The 17,789-nt window shown below is 68.4% G+C and carries 15 protein-coding genes and 1 tRNA gene; 9 read left to right on the top strand and 7 right to left on the bottom strand.

The window, feature by feature from the left end:
* Nucleotides 1-467 (bottom strand): hypothetical protein (locus DEIPI_RS40315; RefSeq protein WP_045234666.1); only part of this gene is annotated, 467 nt, incomplete at its 3' end.
* A 73-nt stretch (nucleotides 468-540) separates the two neighbouring features.
* The gene (locus tag DEIPI_RS0118345; RefSeq protein ID WP_027482729.1) at nucleotides 541-1,254 is read right to left on the bottom strand and encodes a DUF1175 family protein; all 714 of its coding nucleotides are present in this window, start codon (nucleotides 1,252-1,254) and stop codon (nucleotides 541-543) included.
* Between the two features lie 128 nt (nucleotides 1,255-1,382).
* On the opposite strand from DEIPI_RS0118345, the gene DEIPI_RS0118340 reads away from it, so the two are divergent.
* The 5 genes from DEIPI_RS0118340 (at nucleotide 1,383) to DEIPI_RS0118320 (ending at nucleotide 7,086) form a co-directional block, all read left to right on the top strand.
* Entirely contained in the window at nucleotides 1,383-1,880 is a 498-nt protein-coding gene (locus DEIPI_RS0118340; RefSeq protein ID WP_027482728.1) for a hypothetical protein, read from the top strand.
* Between the two features lie 148 nt (nucleotides 1,881-2,028).
* Entirely contained in the window at nucleotides 2,029-4,830 is a 2,802-nt protein-coding gene (locus DEIPI_RS32475; RefSeq protein ID WP_045234689.1) for a 2-oxoglutarate dehydrogenase E1 component, read from the top strand.
* Between the two features lie 101 nt (nucleotides 4,831-4,931).
* On the top strand, nucleotides 4,932-6,185 hold the full coding sequence (gene odhB, locus DEIPI_RS0118330; protein WP_027482727.1) for a 2-oxoglutarate dehydrogenase complex dihydrolipoyllysine-residue succinyltransferase: 1,254 nt from the start codon (nucleotides 4,932-4,934) through the stop codon (nucleotides 6,183-6,185).
* A 239-nt stretch (nucleotides 6,186-6,424) separates the two neighbouring features.
* A complete protein-coding gene (locus DEIPI_RS35745; protein ID WP_052351818.1) occupies nucleotides 6,425-6,679 on the top strand; it encodes a type II toxin-antitoxin system Phd/YefM family antitoxin in 255 nt (84 codons plus the stop codon).
* On the top strand, nucleotides 6,679-7,086 hold the full coding sequence (locus DEIPI_RS0118320) for a PIN domain-containing protein (RefSeq protein WP_027482726.1): 408 nt from the start codon (nucleotides 6,679-6,681) through the stop codon (nucleotides 7,084-7,086). The genes DEIPI_RS35745 and DEIPI_RS0118320 overlap by 1 nt, the downstream gene beginning before the upstream one ends.
* A gap of 100 nt (nucleotides 7,087-7,186) precedes the next feature.
* Here DEIPI_RS0118320 and DEIPI_RS0118315 read toward each other — a convergent pair whose 3' ends face one another.
* On the bottom strand, nucleotides 7,187-8,719 hold the full coding sequence (locus DEIPI_RS0118315; protein ID WP_157463785.1) for a hypothetical protein: 1,533 nt from the start codon (nucleotides 8,717-8,719) through the stop codon (nucleotides 7,187-7,189).
* Between the two features lie 295 nt (nucleotides 8,720-9,014).
* Between DEIPI_RS0118315 and lpdA the strand changes: the two genes are divergently transcribed.
* The 4 genes from lpdA to DEIPI_RS0118295 all read left to right on the top strand — a co-directional run bounded on the left by lpdA (nucleotide 9,015) and on the right by DEIPI_RS0118295 (nucleotide 13,160).
* Nucleotides 9,015-10,421, top strand: coding sequence for a dihydrolipoyl dehydrogenase (gene lpdA / locus DEIPI_RS0118310; RefSeq protein ID WP_027482724.1), 1,407 nt, complete (start codon nucleotides 9,015-9,017; stop codon nucleotides 10,419-10,421).
* Between the two features lie 232 nt (nucleotides 10,422-10,653).
* A tRNA-Glu gene (locus tag DEIPI_RS0118305) sits at nucleotides 10,654-10,728 on the top strand.
* 75 nt (nucleotides 10,729-10,803) lie between these two features.
* Nucleotides 10,804-12,351: an O-antigen ligase family protein gene (locus DEIPI_RS32465; RefSeq protein ID WP_245588601.1), complete on the top strand. Its 1,548-nt coding sequence runs from the start codon at nucleotides 10,804-10,806 to the stop codon at nucleotides 12,349-12,351.
* Entirely contained in the window at nucleotides 12,348-13,160 is an 813-nt protein-coding gene (locus DEIPI_RS0118295; protein WP_027482723.1) for a hypothetical protein, read from the top strand. Before DEIPI_RS32465 ends, DEIPI_RS0118295 begins: the two co-directional genes overlap by 4 nt.
* 10 nt (nucleotides 13,161-13,170) lie before the next feature.
* Here DEIPI_RS0118295 and DEIPI_RS0118290 read toward each other — a convergent pair whose 3' ends face one another.
* The 4 genes from DEIPI_RS0118290 to DEIPI_RS0118275 all read right to left on the bottom strand — a co-directional run.
* Nucleotides 13,171-14,988 (bottom strand): polysaccharide biosynthesis protein, encoded by a 1,818-nt coding sequence (locus DEIPI_RS0118290; protein WP_045234665.1) that lies wholly within the window; start codon nucleotides 14,986-14,988, stop codon nucleotides 13,171-13,173.
* A 46-nt stretch (nucleotides 14,989-15,034) separates the two neighbouring features.
* Entirely contained in the window at nucleotides 15,035-16,594 is a 1,560-nt protein-coding gene (locus DEIPI_RS41035) for a hybrid nucleoside-diphosphate sugar epimerase/sugar transferase (RefSeq protein WP_045234664.1), read from the bottom strand.
* A 4-nt stretch (nucleotides 16,595-16,598) separates the two neighbouring features.
* Complete coding sequence (locus tag DEIPI_RS0118280; protein ID WP_084474541.1) at nucleotides 16,599-17,414, bottom strand: glycosyltransferase family 2 protein; 816 nt, start codon at nucleotides 17,412-17,414, stop codon at nucleotides 16,599-16,601.
* The coding region (locus DEIPI_RS0118275; protein ID WP_157463792.1) for an NAD-dependent epimerase/dehydratase family protein at nucleotides 17,407-17,789 on the bottom strand (383 nt) is incomplete at its 5' end. The genes DEIPI_RS0118280 and DEIPI_RS0118275, both read right to left, overlap by 8 nt.

Here is a 17,789-nt window from a genome sequence, read left to right as displayed (position 1 = left end):
CCCGTGCCGAGCTTCCAGACGCGCGCGGCGCGGGTGCGTCCGCTCTCCCGGTCGGCGGCGTACGTCAGGGCGCCCGAGGCGTCGCGCTTCACGACGAGCCCGAGGTCCGAGACGAGCAGCAGGGTGCCCACGCCGCCCGCTCGCAGGACGTACAGGCCGCGCGGGAGCCTGCCGAGGCTCACGTCACCGTAGTCGCGCTTCGGCGTGCTCAAGGTCCGCAGCCTCGTGAGGCGCGTGCCGGGCGGCAGGTCGGGCTGGTGCGGATCGCGGGTGGCGGCGAACACCCCGAGCGGGTCCTCGACGCGCGACAGGGTCAGCTCGGTCCGGGCGGGCGCGCTCACGCCGACGCGGACCTCCTGACCGGGACGGAAGACGCCGCCGTAGAGGCTCACGGGCGGCTGGGCGGGGGCGAGGGTGACGACCAGCAGGGCGGCGAGGACCGCGGTCCGGGTCGGGTGTACGTGCATGTGACCTCCGGGGGAAGGTGCACACAGCGTACAGGCTGGACCTGACCCTTTGCTGCGCGCTTTTCGCCCGGCGTCAGTTCGCGATCTTCCAGCGGTACACCCCGAGGAAGTTCGGGTTGCCCGCCGTGGGGTGGAAGGCCGCGTCGGGGTGACGCAGGAGGGTCGCGAGGGTCACGAGGCGCACCTCGCCGCCCTCCTCGACGGTGGCGCCCGTGTGGTACACGACGCGGCCCCCGCCGAGGTAGACCATGGAGTGGTACGCGCCGAGGTCGGGCCGCAGGAAGAACAGCAGGTCGCCGCGCCGGGCGCGGGTCACGTCGCGCGTGACGCGCACGCTGGAGAAGTTCGCGAGGAAGCGCGCGGACGTGCGGCCCACCATGCGGCCCACCTCCACGTCGTCCGCGCGCCAGGGGCCGGGCGCGACGCGGAAGAGCGAGCGCGACACGAGCGGCGCGGGGTAGCGGTAGGCGCGCACCTCGGGGAGGCGTGGGCGGGGCAGGAAGCGGAACTTCGCCCACCACGCCGCGTCGTGCGTGGCGAGGGCGTTCACGAGGGCGTAGCGCACGAGCCCGGAGCAGTCGCGGTCCTCTTCCTTCCAGTCGGCGGAGGGGCCGTAGTACTGGCTCTCGGCGACGCTCGCGAACCAGTCGGCGAGGGCGTCCCGGTCCACGCCGACGAGTTCGAGCGCGTCGGGGTAGCCGTCGCGGTCGGCGTCGGGCGCCCCGCGTCCCGTGGGGGCGGCGGCGGCGGTCAGGGCGAGCAGCAGGGCGAGGGCGACGCGTCGCATGCCCCCAGTATGCCCATGGACGATTTCTTCACGCTGTCAGACGCTCGTCAGCGTGGGACGGGAGGGTGAGGGCAAAGCTCGCGCTCCTCACCCACGCCACATCGGCGCATCACCGAAAGGACCTTCCCATGACCCGCACCCTGCTGCTGTCCGCCCTGCTCCTCGCGCCGTCCCTCGCCCTCGCGGGCGTCGTGCCGTCCGCGCCCGCCACCACCGTGACGACGAGCGTGAACGTGAACGTCAACGTGGACTTCCCCGTGGTCCCGCAGACCACCGCGGCCGTGGTGGGCCTCGTGGCGCTCGGCACCACCGCCCTGTTCCTCAACGCGGGCGGCACGGTCGTCGCGAACCTCACGCCGAGCGGCACCGTCGTGAGCGTCGGCGGTTACGACCCCGCCACGGCCGTGAACGTGCAGGTCGTGACGCGCGAGGCCACCACCGTGGTCGTCCGCGAGGTCTACCCGCTCGCGGTGCGGATCAAGGGCGGCAAGGTCCGTCCGGAGACGCTCACCGTGCGCGGCGGCGGGAAGGTCGTGCCGCTCGTGGCGGTCATGAAGGCCCAGAACGACAGGGCGAAGGGACGCGGCAAGGGGCACGGGAACGGCAGGGGGAACGGCAAGCACTGACCTCCGGGAACCCGGGCGCGGGCGCGGCTCACGAGGGCCGCGCCCGCTGACACGTGCCTCATCTTCGTCGGTCAGGCTGAAGGGCTCAGTCATCCCTAAGACGAGAACCACACTCCCCCGCGCCATGAGGGGTATGCTGAGGAACGCGATGGAAGATCCCCAGAACCTGGGCACGGTGATGTACGGAGGGAACGCCAGCTTCGTTGAAGGACTGTACGAAGACTACCTCCGCGATCCGGCCTCCGTCCCGCCCGAGTGGCGGGTGTATTTTGAAGAGCTCCGGGATGGCGCGCGTGACACGGCGCACGGGCCCATCCAGCAGGCCTTCCTCGAACTCGGCCAGAACCCCCTGCGGCGCTTCACGGGCGCGGCAGCTGCGGAACCCGGCGCGCAGGAACCCCGCCGGGGTGTCAGCGCGCTCGTGAACGCGTTCCGGCTCTACGGGCACCTCGCGGCGAACTTCAATCCGCTGCACTTCCGCGAGCGCCGCGTGCCGCCCGACCTCGACCCCGCCTACTACGGCCTCTCGGACGCCGACCTGGACACGCAGGTCTCCGACGGCGGCTTCCAGGGCACCCTGCGTGGGGTCCTCAAGGAGCTGCACGACACGTACTGCGGCTCGATCGGCTTCGAGTTCACGTACCTCCCCCGCGAGGAGCGCGAGTGGTTCCAGGCGCGTGTGGAGCAGGGCCGCGGTCGCGGCGCCTTCAGCGCGGACCAGAAGCGCCGCCTGCTGTACAAGCTCAACGCCGCCGAGGGACTCGAGCGTTACCTGCACGTCACGTACGTCGGACAGAAGCGCTTCTCCCTGGAGGGCGGCGAGAGCCTCATTCCGCTGCTCGACACCATCGTGCAGCGCGCGGGCGCGGCGGGCGTCAAGGAGACGGTGCTCGGCATGGCGCACCGTGGCCGCCTCAACGTCCTCGTGAACATCCTCGGCAAGCGCCCCGGCGACCTGTTCGCGGAGTTCGAGGGCAAGAAGGTCCTCTCGGACGACCCGAACGTCGCGGGTGACGTGAAGTACCACATGGGCTACTCCAGCGACGTCCGCACGCCCGGCGGCCCGATGCACCTCGCGCTCGCGTTCAACCCGTCGCACCTCGAGATCGTCTCGCCCGTCGTGCACGGCAGCGCCCGCGCCCGGCAGGACCGCCGCGGCGGCGCGCGCACGCAGGTGCTGCCCGTCACCATCCACGGCGACGCCGCCATCGCGGGGCAGGGCGTCGTGATGGAGACCGTCAACCTCTCGCAGCTGCGCGGCTACACCACGGGCGGCGCGGTCCGCATCGTCGTGAACAACCAGGTGGGCTTCACCACCAGCGACCCGCGCGACACCCGCACGAGCCGCTACTGCACGGACATCGCCAAGGTCGCGGAGGCGCCCGTGATGCACGTGAACGGCGACGATCCCGAGGCGGTCGCGTTCGCGGGGCAGCTCGCCATCGACTTCCGTCAGCAGTTCGGCAAGGACGTCTTCATCGACCTGCTGTGCTACCGCAAGCTCGGGCACAACGAGTCGGACGACCCGACGATCACGCAGCCCGTGATGTACCGCGAGGTGAAGGCCCACCCGGGCACGCGCGCGCTGTACGCGCAGCAGCTCGTGAAGGAGGGTGTCCTGCGCGAGGGCGACGCGGACTCCCTCGTGGAGAAGTTCCGCGACCGCCTGGACCAGGGTGACACCGTCGTGGAGGAGATCGACGGGGACTACAAGTCGCAGCTCGCGACGGACTGGAGCGCGTTCCGCACGGGCGCGGACGCGGACAGCATCCCGACGGCCGTGCCGATGGAGAAGCTCCGCGAGCTCGGCGCGCGTCTCGCGACCGTTCCGGAGGGTTTCGGCCTGCACCGCGCGGTGGACCGCGTCCTGAAGGCCCGCCTGGAGATGGCGGAGGGCCGCACGCTCCTCGACTGGGGCATGGGCGAGAACCTCGCGTACGCCACGCTGCTCGACGAGGGCTACCGCGTGCGCCTCAGCGGCCAGGACGTCGGACGCGGCACCTTCGTGCACCGTCACGCGGTCCTGCACGACCAGAACGCCACGAACCCCCTCGACGAGGAGTACCTGCCGCTCGCGCACCTGCGTGAGGGCCAGGGGCCCATCGAGGTGATCGACTCGACCCTGTCCGAGGAGGCCGTGATGGCCTTCGAGTACGGTTACAGCACCAGCGAACCGAACGCGCTCGTGGTGTGGGAGGCGCAGTTCGGTGACTTCGCCAACGGCGCGCAGGTCGTCATCGACCAGTTCATCAGCAGCGGCGAGAGCAAGTGGCAGCGCCTGTCCGGCCTGACGCTCTTCCTGCCGCACGGCTACGAGGGTCAGGGCCCGGAGCACTCCAGCGCCCGCCTGGAACGCTACCTGCAGCTGTGCGCGCAGGACAACATGCGCGTCGTGGTGCCCAGCAGTCCCGCGCAGACCTTCCACATGATCCGCCGTCAGCTCGTCAGCCCGACGCGCAAGCCGCTCGTCGTGATGACGCCCAAGAGCCTGCTGCGCAACAAGTACGCCACGTCCTCGCTGGAGGAGCTCGCCACGGGCCGCTTCCACGAGGTCATCGGGGACACGCTCCAGAAGGCACGCCGCGTCGTGATCAGCAGCGGCAAGCTGCACTGGGAGCTCGTCGAGGCCCGCGAGAAGAACGGCCTGCAGGACGAGGTGGCGCTCGTGCGGCTGGAGCAGCTCTACCCCTTCCCGGCCGCGCAGCTCTCGGCGGAACTCGCCAGGTACGGCAAGGCCGAGGTCGTGTGGGCCCAGGAGGAGCCGCACAACCAGGGCGCGTGGCTGATGATCCAGGACGACCTGCGCGCGTGCCTCGCGCCCGGCCAGACGCTCGCCGTGTCGAGCCGCAGGCGCAGCGCGTCGCCCGCCGTCGGGTACGCCGGCAAGCACAACGTGGAGCAGCAGGCCGTCATCGGGACGGCGCTCGGCCTGAACGTCGCGAAGGCCTGAACCCCCCGACCCCCGCCGACAGGCGGGGGTCCGCCGTGCCCGCACCTCATCCGTGCGGCGCGGGCCCACCCTCCCTCCGGGAGAGCTATAAAGGAGCCGTTATGGCCACCGAGATCAAGGTTCCCGTGTTCAGCGAGTCCGTCAGCGAGGGCACGCTGCTCACCTGGCACAAGAAGCCCGGCGACGTCGTCAGGCGCGGCGAGGTCGTCGCGGAGATCGAGACGGACAAGGTCGTCCTCGAGGTGACCGCCCTCACCGACGGGGTGCTGCAGAGCGCCGCGAAGAGCGAGGGCGACACCGTCCTCAGCGAGGAGGTCCTCGGCGTGATCGGCGAGGGGAGCGCCGCGAGCGCCCAGCCCGCGCCCGCCGCGTCCACGCCCACCGCGCCGCAGCCCGTGGTGGCCGCGACGGCCGTTGCGGAGAAGCCCGCCGCCACGGATGACCTGTCGCCTGCCGTGCGCAAGATCGTCACGGAGAAGGGCATCGACCCGGCGCAGGTGTCCGGGACGGGCAAGGACGGCCGCCTCACGAAGGGCGACGTGCTGTCCTTCCAGCCCGGTCAGGCGGCCCAGCCCGCCGCGCAGCCGCAGTCCGCGCCGCAGGAGACGCGCGCGCCCGCCGCGCCGCAGCCCAGCGCTCCGCTGCCCGCCGGGGCCCGCCCCGAGCAGCGGGTGCCCATGACCCGCATCCGCGCGCGCATCGCGGAGCGCCTCAAGGACGTGCAGAACACCGCCGCGATCCTGACGACCTTCAACGAGATCAACATGAAGCCCGCCATGGACCTGCGCAAGAAGTACCAGGACGCGTTCGTGGCGAAGCACGGCGTGAAGCTGGGCTTCATGAGCCTGTTCGTGCGCGCCGCGACGGAGGCCCTGAAGCAGTTCCCCGTCATCAACGCGAGCACGGACGGCAAGGACATCATCTACCACGGGTACTACGACATCGGCATCGCGGTCGCGTCGGACCGTGGTCTGGTCGTGCCGATCCTGCGGGACACGGACCAGAAGGGCCTCGCCACGATCGAGAAGGACATCGCGGCGTACGCGCAGAAGGCCAAGAGCGGCAAGCTCAGCCTCGAGGACCTGTCGGGCGGCACGTTCAGCATCACGAACGGCGGCACCTTCGGCAGCATGATGAGCACACCCATCCTGAACCAGCCGCAGAGCGCGATCCTCGGGATGCACAACATCATCGAGCGTCCCATCGTGGAAGGCGGCCAGATCGTCGCGCGGCCCATGATGTACGTGGCGCTCTCGTACGACCACCGCATCATCGACGGCCGCGAGGCGGTGCTGTTCCTCGTGACGATGAAGAACATCCTCGAGGACCCGGCCCGCCTGCTGCTGGAAATCTAGAACAGGGACGCGTCTCCGGCCCACACCCGTCGGACTGGACCGCTCCAGTCCGGGAAATCTAGAACAGGGACGCGCGGACGCTCCAAGCCCGTCGGACCGGGACGGCCCGGTCCGGGAAATCCAGAGCAGGGACGCGTGATCGACTCTGGCCCCTCCCCTACCGGGAGGGGCCTTCCCGTGGTGTGAGGTCCGCCCCTGTCTGGACAACCGACTTGACCAATACTTAGTCAGGAGGCACCATGACCGTCGTGAACATGCTCGAAGCGAAAACCCAGCTCTCGAAGTACGTGGACGCCGCCCAGCGCGGGGAGGTCGTCATCATCGCCCGCGCGGGCGTACCCGCCGCTAAACTGGTCGCGCTCGCGTACCGCGGGAACGACGAGTGGTCCCCGGCCATGCGCCGCTTCTTCGAGAAGCCGCACGTGTACGACCCGGACGGCTTCTCGGTCCCGCGAGACGACCTCGCCTCCCTCACGGACCGGGAGCTCTTCTGATGCGGTACCTGCTCGATGCCGACACGCTCAGCTTCGTCACGCGTGGGCACCCGGACGTGATTCGACGTCTCGCCGCGACGAGTCCCTCCGCGCTGGCCGTGTCCGCGGTGACGCTGATGGAGATCGAGTACGGCCTCGCCCGCCGTCCCGAGAAGCGCGCCGTCGTGGAGGAGGTCCTCGACCCGCTCTTCGAGGACATCCACGTCCTGCCCTACGCCGTGGAGGACGCACGGGCCACGGCGAACGTCCGCGCCACCCTCGCCGCCACGGGTCAGCCCATCGGCCCCTACGACGTCCTGCTCGCCGGAACGGCCCTCGCGCGCGGCCTCGTGCTCGTGTCGCACAACACGCGCGAGTACGGACGGGTCGGAGGTCTGCGCGTCGAGGACTGGACAGCCAGCGCCTGACCAAAGGAAAGCTCCCGGTCCGCGCAGGGCGAAACCGGGAGCGATCTTGTTCATCGGTTACCATCGGCGACGGCGCCGGGAGTGACGGCCACGCCGCCCTCTAGAACCAACGGTCGTCACGACGGCGAAAAATTTTCTCAAGCAAGGTAGGAGGTTCACCGACATTGCGGATCCGTCGTGCCCTCTGGGCAGGTCGGCGACCCCGCAGGAGCCAGATCTCGAAGCGGCGTACCTGTGACTTGAGGATGATCCAGGTCATGTAGGTGATCACCACGCCAAGTTCACCGAGGAAGGTGATCGGCCAGCCCACGATCAACGTGGACAGGGCGCTCACCACGATGAAGCTCAGACCTCGAAGGCCTGTGATGATCCCCTGTTCGGGGGCGTAGAGCGCCTCGCGTACCCAGTCGTCCCAGGCGCGCAGGCGGTCTTCCGGCAGGCGAAGGGCCACGATGGACAGGGCCGACGAGATGGCGAGGAAGCTGCCGAAGCCCCAGACGTAAGGCACGATACGTGTGCCGAAGATCTGGAAGAGAATGCTCACGGTGGGCTGACCGATGAGGGCCAGCAGGGTGATGAGCGAGAAGAAATTGAGCAACCTCCGCGTGGGGAGCAGTTCCGCCCTGACCGTGTAGGAAAGGCGGTCGAAGATGAAGGCGGCGAAACCCATCGCGAAGAACGCCAGCGGAATCCAGACCAGGGGAAGCCAGGGAATGACGGCGGCCAGGACACCCACCGCTCCCGCCGCTAGGAGCAGGAATTCGATGGAAGGCGTTTCGGAAACAAGGCCGACCCGCACCGCGAAGAGCATGAACGCCCCCGAAGCGACTTCTCCGAGCTGGCTGGCCTGGATGACGTCCAGAAGGAACGTCTCTGGCCCGCCGACCCAGTCCTTCAGACGTGCCGGGTCGAAGTCCCGGCCAATCTGAAGGGTAAAGAAGAAGAGGACGAAATTCAGGAGCAGGAAGGTCAGCGTGCCCGCCTTGTAGGGGGACGCGGCCTGAGCAGCCAGGACAGGTGGTGCGGCCTGCTCCTGCTCGCCCTCCTCTTCGACCGTGGGCGCTTCACGCGAAGGCTCCGGATCGGGCCCGAGCAGGGCGAACAGCGCGGCGGCCACCGATGCCCCGCCACTCGCGATGAACAGCCAGTCCACGTGACCTCCGACGAGCGCGAGTTTTGCTACGCTCGTCGCGAGTACGTTGACTCCCTGATCACCAAAACCGAGGGCGACCGCGATCACCCTGCGGTAGCGCCCCCAGTCCGAAAAGTAGGGCGGGATGCCTCTGTCCTGGATTCCACCGACGGTGCGGCGGAGTCCATTGAGGAGCACGGCGGTGATTCCGATCAGGCCGAGCTGCTGCAGGCCCTGCGCCTGAGCGAGTTCGGGCAGGCGCTGGAACTCCCTGCTCAGCAGCAGGTTTCCGATGGCCACCACCCCGAAGCCGAGGTAGCTGACGGTCATGAACCGTCTCACACCCGCGTCGATGGCGGACGCACCCACTCGTACCAACAGGAGGATTCCGATCGCCATGGCGATCTGGATCAGCGGGAGCAGCCTGGGAAAGGCCGCGACGAGCGCCGCGCTGTAAAGCGCGACGCCAATGCTGCCACTGAAGTAGGACAGGAGGAACATGAGCTGCCCCTTCCAGAGCGGCCAGTTCCGGTCCATCCAGGTGATCCCCCAGCCAAGGAGAGGAAGGACCCGTAATACGGCGAGCACCCCACGAAGAAGTGCTCGTATGAACTCAGACATTCAATAACTCCGGATTTTCAAACGACACGGCGGGACGAACCCGCTTGCTTTCATGCTAGGCGCGCGTCCCGGCGTGAGCGCGGTAAACCGAACATGTGGACCGACAGGTCCGCGTCGACGGCGCAATCGGCGTGGCGAACGTTCCGGGAGGCCAACGGGCGTTAGAATCCGGGGCGTGGATACGTATGACGTGTTGGTGATCGGTGGCGGCCCCGCCGGGTACGTCGCGGCGATTCGCGCGGCGCAGCTCGGTCTGAAGACGGCCTGCGTGGACGCGTTCGAGCGGAACGGCAAGGCCAGCCTGGGCGGGACCTGCCTGAACGTCGGGTGCATCCCGAGCAAGGCGATGCTGGACTCCAGCGAGCGCTTCGAGATGGTGCAGCACGAGCTCTCCGACCACGGGATCGACGTGGCGGGCGCGACGCTGAACCTCGCGAGGATGCTCGCGCGCAAGGACGCCGTGGTGGACAAGATGAGCGGCGGCGTGAGCTTCCTGTTCAAGAAGAACAAGGTGACGAGCCTGCACGGCCTGGGCCGACTGGTGCGTCAGGATCAGGGCGGCTGGGTCGTCGCGGTGGGGGGCACGGAGGTTGCGGCGAAGCACGTGATCATCGCGACGGGCAGCAATCCGCGCGAACTGCCCATCGCGCCCTTCGGCGGGAACGTCCTCGACAACGCGGGCGCGCTGGCCCTCACGGAGGTGCCCGCGAGGCTCGGCGTGATCGGTGCGGGCGTGATCGGCGTGGAGCTCGGCAGCGTCTGGCGCCGCCTGGGCGCGCAGGTGACGGTCCTGGAGGCCCTGCCGGGCTTCCTGAGCGCCGCCGATCCCGCCGTGGCGCGCGAGGCCCTCAAGCAGTTGCAGAAGCAGGGGCTGGACTTCCACTTCAGCGTGCGGATCGAGACGGTCGAGGACACGGGCGCGGGCGTGCGGGTCGTGTACACCGAGAAGGACCAGCAGGTCACGGTGGAGTTCGACAAGCTGATCGTCGCGATCGGCCGCGTGCCGAACACGCGCGGTCTCGGCGCCGAGGACGTCGGGCTGGAGCTCGACGAGCGCGGCTTCGTCCGGACGGACGCGCACTACCGCACGAACCTCCCGAACGTGTACGCGGTCGGTGACGTGATCGGCGGGGCGATGCTGGCGCACAAGGCCGAGGAGGAGGGCGTGGCCGTCGTGGAGCTCATCGCGGGGCAGGCGGGTCACGTGAACTACGACGTGGTGCCCTGGGTGATCTACACCAGCCCGGAGATCGCGTGGGCGGGCATGACGGAGGCGCAGGCGAAGGAGCGTGGGCACGACGTGAAGGTCGGGCAGTTCCCCTTCAGCGCGAACGGGCGTGCCGCCGGGCACAACGACACGCGCGGGTTCGTGAAGGTCGTCGCGGACGCCGCGTCGGACCGCATCCTCGGGGTGCACATGGTCGGGCCGAACGTGAGCGAGCTGATCGGCGAGGCGGTCGCGGTGATGGAGTTCGCCGGGTCCAGCGAGGACCTCGCGCGGATCGTGCACGCGCACCCCACGCTCAGCGAGGTCGTGAAGGAAGCGGCGCTCGGCGTGGAGAAGCGCACCATCCACGCCTGAAGCCCTTTTTCAGATTTTTCACGCTTACATCACCTTCCTTGTGCATTCCTGGCGCACGCTGAAGGGGACCAGAGACAGGCGAGACGCGGACGGCGGCACACCGTCCGCGTTCGTTTTGGCGCGCGCAGTTGACGCGCCGCACATCGTGGGCTATCATTCTCCCCGTGCTCGAAAGAGCGCCCCTTGAAAGGCAGGACACCGGACACGTCCGGAACAAGTTCTGAAGTGGTGTGGCCCCATCGTCTAACGGTTAGGACACTACCCTTTCAAGGTAGCGATACGGGTTCGAATCCCGTTGGGGTCACCACGTAAGCTGCCCGCCGGATAGGCGGGCAGCTTCTCTTTTGTCCCGCGCATACACACTAGACTGGCTCGCGTGGCCATGCTTCCCCGTCGTGACGACCGCCGTCCCGCCAAGAACTCGCGGCTCCGGACTTGGAGGCAGCTGTGGCTGGCCCTGCTGCCGGCGTTGCCCTTCCTTTCCGTCACGGCGTTCTTCCAGTTGAACAGGACCAGCCTGCCCGTCGCGCTCAGGTCGGTGTTCGCGGTCTTCACCCTCACCCAGTTGCTGGCCGCTCTCTGCTCACCGACGCCACCGCTCTCGGTCCTGCTCGCCGCCGTTCGCTGCGTGTTCGTCGCTGGTCTGCTCTGCGCGGGGAGCCGCATGCGCTTCAAGGACCTGTCCTTCCTCGGCTTCGGGCTCGCCCTGGTCTACGCGACCGCCTTTCTGGACGCCCTGCTCGCACAGCGAGGAGATTCCCTTCTGACGCTCCGACTGTCCCATCCGTACTACACGTCCACGGCGCTCGGCATCGCGGGAAGTTTCGGCGTCGTCATCGCGGCGGCCAGCCACACGTCTCGGGTCGCGTGGCGCTTACCGCTCGGCGTTGCCGGGCTCGCCGTGATCCTGCTCAGCGGAAGTCGGAGTGCCCTGCTTGCCGCGCTGGTCGGGCTCCTCCTCGTGGCAGGTCTCCGGTGGGGAGCAAGGGTGCTGGCCGTCGGTCTCCCGGTGGCCGTGGGTGTCGTCTGCGTCCCGCTCCTCCTTCACACGGGCACGTTCGTCGACCGCTTCGGGTCCCTCGACAACAGCAACCGGGACGTCGTCTGGCAGAACACCCTGTCCGTGATTGAAGCGCACCCCTGGGGAGGCGTCGGACCCTACCAGTTGGGCGCGGCGCTGAGCACCGGAGGGCACAGCTGCGAACTGTGGACTTCACTTCGGGATCGCGGGATCGCGTGTCCCGAGGTGGTGAGTCAGCTCGATGGCGCCTGGCTCATCGCGCACAACCTGCTGCTCCACGCTCTGGCCGAATCGGGCGTGATCGGCACGACCGGGTACGTTCTGCTCGTCACGCTGAGCGTGCTTCTCGTTCTTCGAACGGGATCGGGGCTCCTGGTAGGGCTCACCGCCACCGTCCTGCTGTTCAATCTCGTCGACAACACGCTCGCGGTGCCCAGCCTGTTCTTCGCGGAGGTCTTCTGGCTGGGGGTCGGGATGGCGGCCCGTGTCCTCCTCGACTCCCAGGAGCCGTCCGGCGCCGTTCCCGCCTCGTGGGCCTGGGGGTTGCCTGCGGGAGCGCTCGTCCTGACCCTGGTGTTCCTGTTCCCTCTGTGGAGTCCACAACGGGCGTCCACCACCCCGCCTCCGCGACTCGAATCCCTGGTCGTCGATCGAGAGGACCGCAGGGCGTTCGTGAGGCTCGACGGCGTGTCGGGCTCCTACCGCTTCGTCGTGCGTTCGTGTGCCCCGACCTGTCGTACGCTCTTCCTGAGGCCGATCACACTGGTCGCCGGAGCCCCATGGCAGGAATGGATCGACCTGGATTCCACGGCCACGGCTCCACTCCTGTTCGAACTTTATCCGGGGACCAGTCCTCCATGGGCGCTACAGCCCCTCGCCCGTCGCCGCGTGGAGGGCGTCACCCCGTGAGAGCACAGCTTCCCGCGGTCATCACGCTGATCCTGACGGGCGCCGTGCTGACGGGCGCCGTCCATTCGGCTCATCGTCTCCTCGACAGGAGCGTCTCCGCGTTCGCGCCGGATCGCGTGTCACGTCCGTCGGTCGGTCCCTCCTGTCGTCCTCGTGTGGAGGCGTTCCGTGACGCCAGCTGGACCGGAACCCAGGGGTACGTGGCCGGTGGAGCGCTCGTCGTGCGTACCTGCGGTGAATCCTGGTTGAATCTGCGTGCACGGGGCGTTTCCCTGGACGGCAGGCAGGCCCGGCTCCTGATCGCGACCGAGGACGGAACGGTGCTGAACCGTTCCTTCGAGGGTTCCCGGACGTTCCGGGTGCCCATCGGTTCGGCAGGCACGGTGACCCTGCTCTCGCCCGCGGCGGAAGTGAGACTCGAGGACCGCAACCTCTTCCTGTCGGACATCCGGTTCCGGCCTGAGCGCCCCTGCTTCCAGGCGCCGCCGAGCATCGCTCCCCTGACTGCGGGTGTGTTCGACGGTCCCTCGAAGGTCACGCTGTATGCCGACGGCGCCCTGGCTTTTCAGGCCTGCGACGAGGGGCGCCTCTCCCTCTCGCTGTCCGGGACGAAGCTCGACGGAATCGGCCCGGTCGTCGTGATCGAACGGGAAGGGCAGGAGTCCCGACGCCGAGCCGTTCAGGCCCCGGTCGCACTCAGCATGAACCTGTCCCGAGGGGAGAAGGTCCGGTTGGCGTTCGCCAACGACGCGGCGCGCGTGATCGGTGAACGCACCATCCACATCGAGCGGCTGACGCTCGATCGTTAGCGGACACTGCTCAGTTCTGCAGCCCGAACTTGTTTTCCGGGATGATGAGCGCGAGACGACGTCGGATGGCCTCAGTGTCGTTGCTGAGCGCCATCCGGCGCAGGTCCTCCACCTGCTGGCCGATCCAGACAGGTTCGATGCTCTGCAGTCGAGCGCTGAAGATCTCGGAGTGGGTGGTCGAGTCCACGCCCTCGCTGGTGGTGAGGAGCTCCTCGTAGAGCTTCTCGCCGGGCCGCGTGCCGGTATAGACGACATCGATGTTCTGGGCGCCGGAGAGCCGGATGACGTCCTGCGCCAGATCCACGATCTTGACGGGTTCGCCCATGTTGAGCAGGTAGACGCGTCCGTTCTCCCCGAGACCACCGGCCTGGAGCACCAGCCGGGCGGCCTCGGGAATCGTCATGAAGTAGCGGCGCATCTCCGGGTGGGTCACGGTGACCGGTCCTCCCGCACGAATCTGCTCCATGAAGGTCGGGATGACGCTGCCACGACTGCCAAGGACGTTGCCGAACCGGACGGAGACGAAGGCCTGATCCTGGGACGTCTGGCGAGCCGCGCCCGAAATGACCATCTCGGCCAGACGTTTGGAGGCGCCCATGACGGACGTGGGGTTCACGGCCTTGTCCGTCGAGATGTTCACGAAGCGGCGGACGTGGTAGCGAAGGCACATCTGCGTGACGTTCGCCGTCCCGACGATGTTGTTCAGGACCGCCTCGGTGGGACTGACCTCCATGAGCGGCACGTGCTTGTGCGCGGCGGCATGGAAGACGACGTCGGGACGCTGCTCCGCGAAGACCGCGTCCAGACGCGGAGCATCCCGGACGTCGCCGATGAGGGCGACCTGCTCGATCTCCGGCCATTCGCGGGCGAGCTCGTGCTGAATGCTGAAGATGCTGTTCTCGCCGCGTCCCAGCAGCACGATCCTCGAAGGGCTGTACCGGGCGACCTGACGGACGATCTCCGAGCCGATCGAACCGCCCGCGCCCGTCACGAGCACGCGACGGTCACGGATGTAGTCGCTGATTTCCTCGTTGTTGAGCTGAACGGGTTCCCGGCGCAGCAAGTCCTGAACGTCCACGTCCCGGATCTGCGAGATGGAGACCTGACCGCTGAGGATCTCGAAGACACCCGGGATGATGCGGTAGCGGAGCTGGGCGGACCGGGCCAGCTCGACCACCTGCCGGACGAAGGCGCCGGAGGCGGAGGGAACGGCGATCAGCACCTCCTGCGCCTCGACCTCCCGGGCGACCCGCACGAGGTCCTTGACCGGACCCAGCACGGGCAGGCCGACGACGATCTGACGCTGACGGTCCTGCCGGTCGTCGAGAAAGCCGACGGCCCGCAGGCCCGCCTCGGGGTGCCGGGCCATCTCCCGCGCGATGAGACTGCCCGCCTCGCCCGCACCGACGAGCAGGACCCTGCGCGCGGTTCCCTGGTACACGGAGCGCTTGTGCCGCTCGTAGATGATGCGCGTCGCAAGTCGAACCCCACCGAGCAGCACGAGGGAAAGCACGGCGTCGAGCAGGGGCACGGCGGGCGACACGACGACGAGCGGCTGAAGGACGAACGCGCTCGACAGCAACGCCAGCGCCCCGAAACCCACCGCGCGCGCGAGCGCGTACAGGTCCCGGACGCTGATTCGCCCCCAGTGCTGCAGGTACAGCCGTCCGAACCACTCGATCAGGAGTTTGAGCGTGAACCCGACCGCCAGGAACACGATCGTCGGGGGAGTCAGCCACGCGGCTTGAGGCTCCTGGCCCAGGAAGGTGGCCAGCAGGAGAGCGCTGGTCCAGAGAACCAGGTCACAAACGTACTTCAGGGTGTTCATCAGCTCTTGGGTCTCCGGCGGTTCATCCTGTTCCTTGCTTCGGGAGCTACCTGTTCCCGGTTCCTTTCAGTACAGCACGAACAGTCTGCAGCAGAATACTCAGATCCGTCCGCCAGCCGATGTGATCGAGGTACTCGAGGTCAAGACGGACCTTCGTGAGGTCGTCGAGGTCGTCTCGACCCGAGACCTGCGCGAGGCCCGTCAGACCAGGCCGCAGCCGATGAGCTCCTCCCTGCGTCCGTTCGGTGATCACGACCGACTGGGACGGCACCGGCGGCCGTGGACCGACGAAGCTCATGTCCCCACGAAGGATGTTGATGAGCTGCGGCAGCTCGTCGAGGCTGGTGCGCCTCAGGAACCGCCCGAACCGCGTGACGGGATCGATGTTCATCCGCTGGAGTTCCTCGGTCGACACGGACGGCGTGCCGACCCGCATCGTCCTGAACTTCAGGATGGTGAAGTGTCGGTTGTTCCGTCCGACGCGGGTCTGGAGGAACAGGACGGGGCCGGGGTCGTCGAGCCGGACGACCCCGGCGATCAGGAGCAGCGCCGGCCACAGCAGCAGCAGCAGGGCCGCGGAGAGGGTCAGGTCGAAGAGCCTCTTGCCCGCCCCGTACACCCTGCCGTACGGGCGTCGCGGACGACCGCGCGAGGCGGGATCGGGCGTGGCGGTCATCATCTCCGCGAACCCGACCTCCGGGGCGAACGGGGGTGTCCATCCGAGCACCTCCCGGACGAGACCCGCGTCCACCTCCAGGGAGCCGATCAGGCGCTCGGCGGCGTCACCGCGTCCGACGAGACGGGCCGCGAGACGGAGCAGCGCCGGGGGGACACGGGGCAGTCGAACCGGACGTCCTCCCGCCCGTCCGAGCGCACGGACGAGCTCGGGCGTGGAGAGGTCGCGCATGTCCGAAACGTGGAACGTCCTGCGGGAAGCTCTCCGATCCGTAGCGCAGGTCAGCAGCACGTCCGCGAGGTTCGCGGCGTAGACGAGACTGCGGCGGTTCCGGACGGCCCCGAGCGGCAGGGGAACGCCCCGGCTCACGGCGCGCGCGAGCAGATCGAGGTTGCCCTTGACGCGGGCGCCGTACACGAGCGGCGGACGGACGACCACGAAGTCCGTGTCGGTCCCGAGGGTCCCGACGCGCAGGACGTACTCCGCTTCGAGTTTGGAGCGGCCGTAGGCGTCCTCGGGACGGGCGTCGTCCTCTCGCAGGGGACGCGCGGCGGAGGATTCCCCGGCCGCCTTGATGGAACTGAGGTAGACGATCCGCCGGACGCGAGCGGCGACGGCCGCGTCCGTCAGTGCCGTGAGGCCGCCCACGTTGACCGTGCGGTAGAGCGTCTCCACGTCCGCCGCACGGTCGTTCATGACGTGCGCGCGTGCCGCGAGGGCCACGACGACGTCCACACCGCGCAGCGCGTCCCTCCAGTCCGTCCCGGGACCGATCTCGCCCACCTCGACGACGTCCACGCGTTCACGCCACGCGGGCGGCACGCGCGTGACGTCACGGACGGCGAGGACGACCTGGAACGACCTGGCGAGCGCGGCCTCCACGACGTAGGATCCGACGAATCCCGTAGCTCCGGTGATCAGCAGTCGCATGAGGTCAGAGCAGCTCCCGGATCTTGAGCGCGTACTTCATGGAGAGGATGGCCCAGTTCGTCCTGCGTCCGTTCTCCCGACAGGCACGAATGATCTCCTGGTTCAGGGTGATGTTGCTCCTGACGTTGCGGGTACTCACGCCGCCCGTCCTCATCACGACGAGGTTGTCGTCGATCTTTCTGTAGGGCAGCCGGGCCGTGGCGATGAAGCGCATCAGCAGTTCGAAGTCGGCGGCGATCCGGTAGTCCTCCTTGTAGAGTCCGAGGCGTTCGTACTGCTCGCGCTTCACGAAGAACGTCGGATGGGCCGGCATGAACCCGAAGTGGAAGCGGCGTTCGGGCGCGTCCGGCGAGCGGTAGCGGCGCACGGTCCGGCCGGTGTCCGGGTCGATGAAGGTGAGGTTTCCGAACACGACCTGAACGCCGGACGTGTCGAAGGTGTCCATGACGCGGGCGAGGATGCCCGCGTGCGGATAGAAGTCGTCGGCGTTGAGCGTTCCGACCACGTCGCCCGTGCAGAGCCGCACGCCCTTGTTCATGGCGTTGTAGATGCCCTTGTCGGGTTCGCTGACCCAGTAGGCGATCCTGTCCTCGTACCGTCGGATGATGTCGACGGTACCGTCCGTCGAGCCACCGTCGACGACGATGTACTCGACGTTCGGGTAGTCCTGGTCGAGGACGCTCCGGATCGTATCCTCGATATGGCGGGCGCCGTTGTACACGACGGTCACGATGGAGACCCGCGCGGCGGCCGTGCGCGACGCCTCCTCACCCCGGTGGAGTCGGTAGCCGCCCTCCTGTCGAAGGTCGCGTTCAGACATGGCTGGCCTCACGTTGGCGCTCGTACCAGTCCAGCGTGCGCTCGATGCCCTCACGCAACTCCACCCGCGCGCTCCACCCCAGCTTCGAGAGGCGCGACACGTCCATCAGCTTCCTCGGCGTCCCGTCCGGTTTGCCCGCGTCGAACACCAGCTCCCCCCGGAACCCCACCACCTCCGCGATCAATTCCGCCAGCGCCCGAATGCTCAGGTCCACCCCCGTGCCCACGTTGATCGGTCCCGCCTCCGAGACCTCACGCATGATGAACACGCACGCGTCCGCCAGGTCATCCACGAACAGAAACTCCCGCAGCGGCGTGCCCGACCCCCAGATCTCCACCGAGGGGGCGCCACGCTCCTTCGCCTCGACCATCTTTG

Origin of the sequence: Deinococcus pimensis DSM 21231, from assembly GCF_000519345.1 — a bacterium.
GTDB classification, from domain to species: Bacteria; Deinococcota; Deinococci; order Deinococcales; family Deinococcaceae; genus Deinococcus_A; species Deinococcus_A pimensis.
Note: the sequence above shows the minus strand (reverse complement) of the source record. Positions and strands in the feature narration are given on the sequence as shown.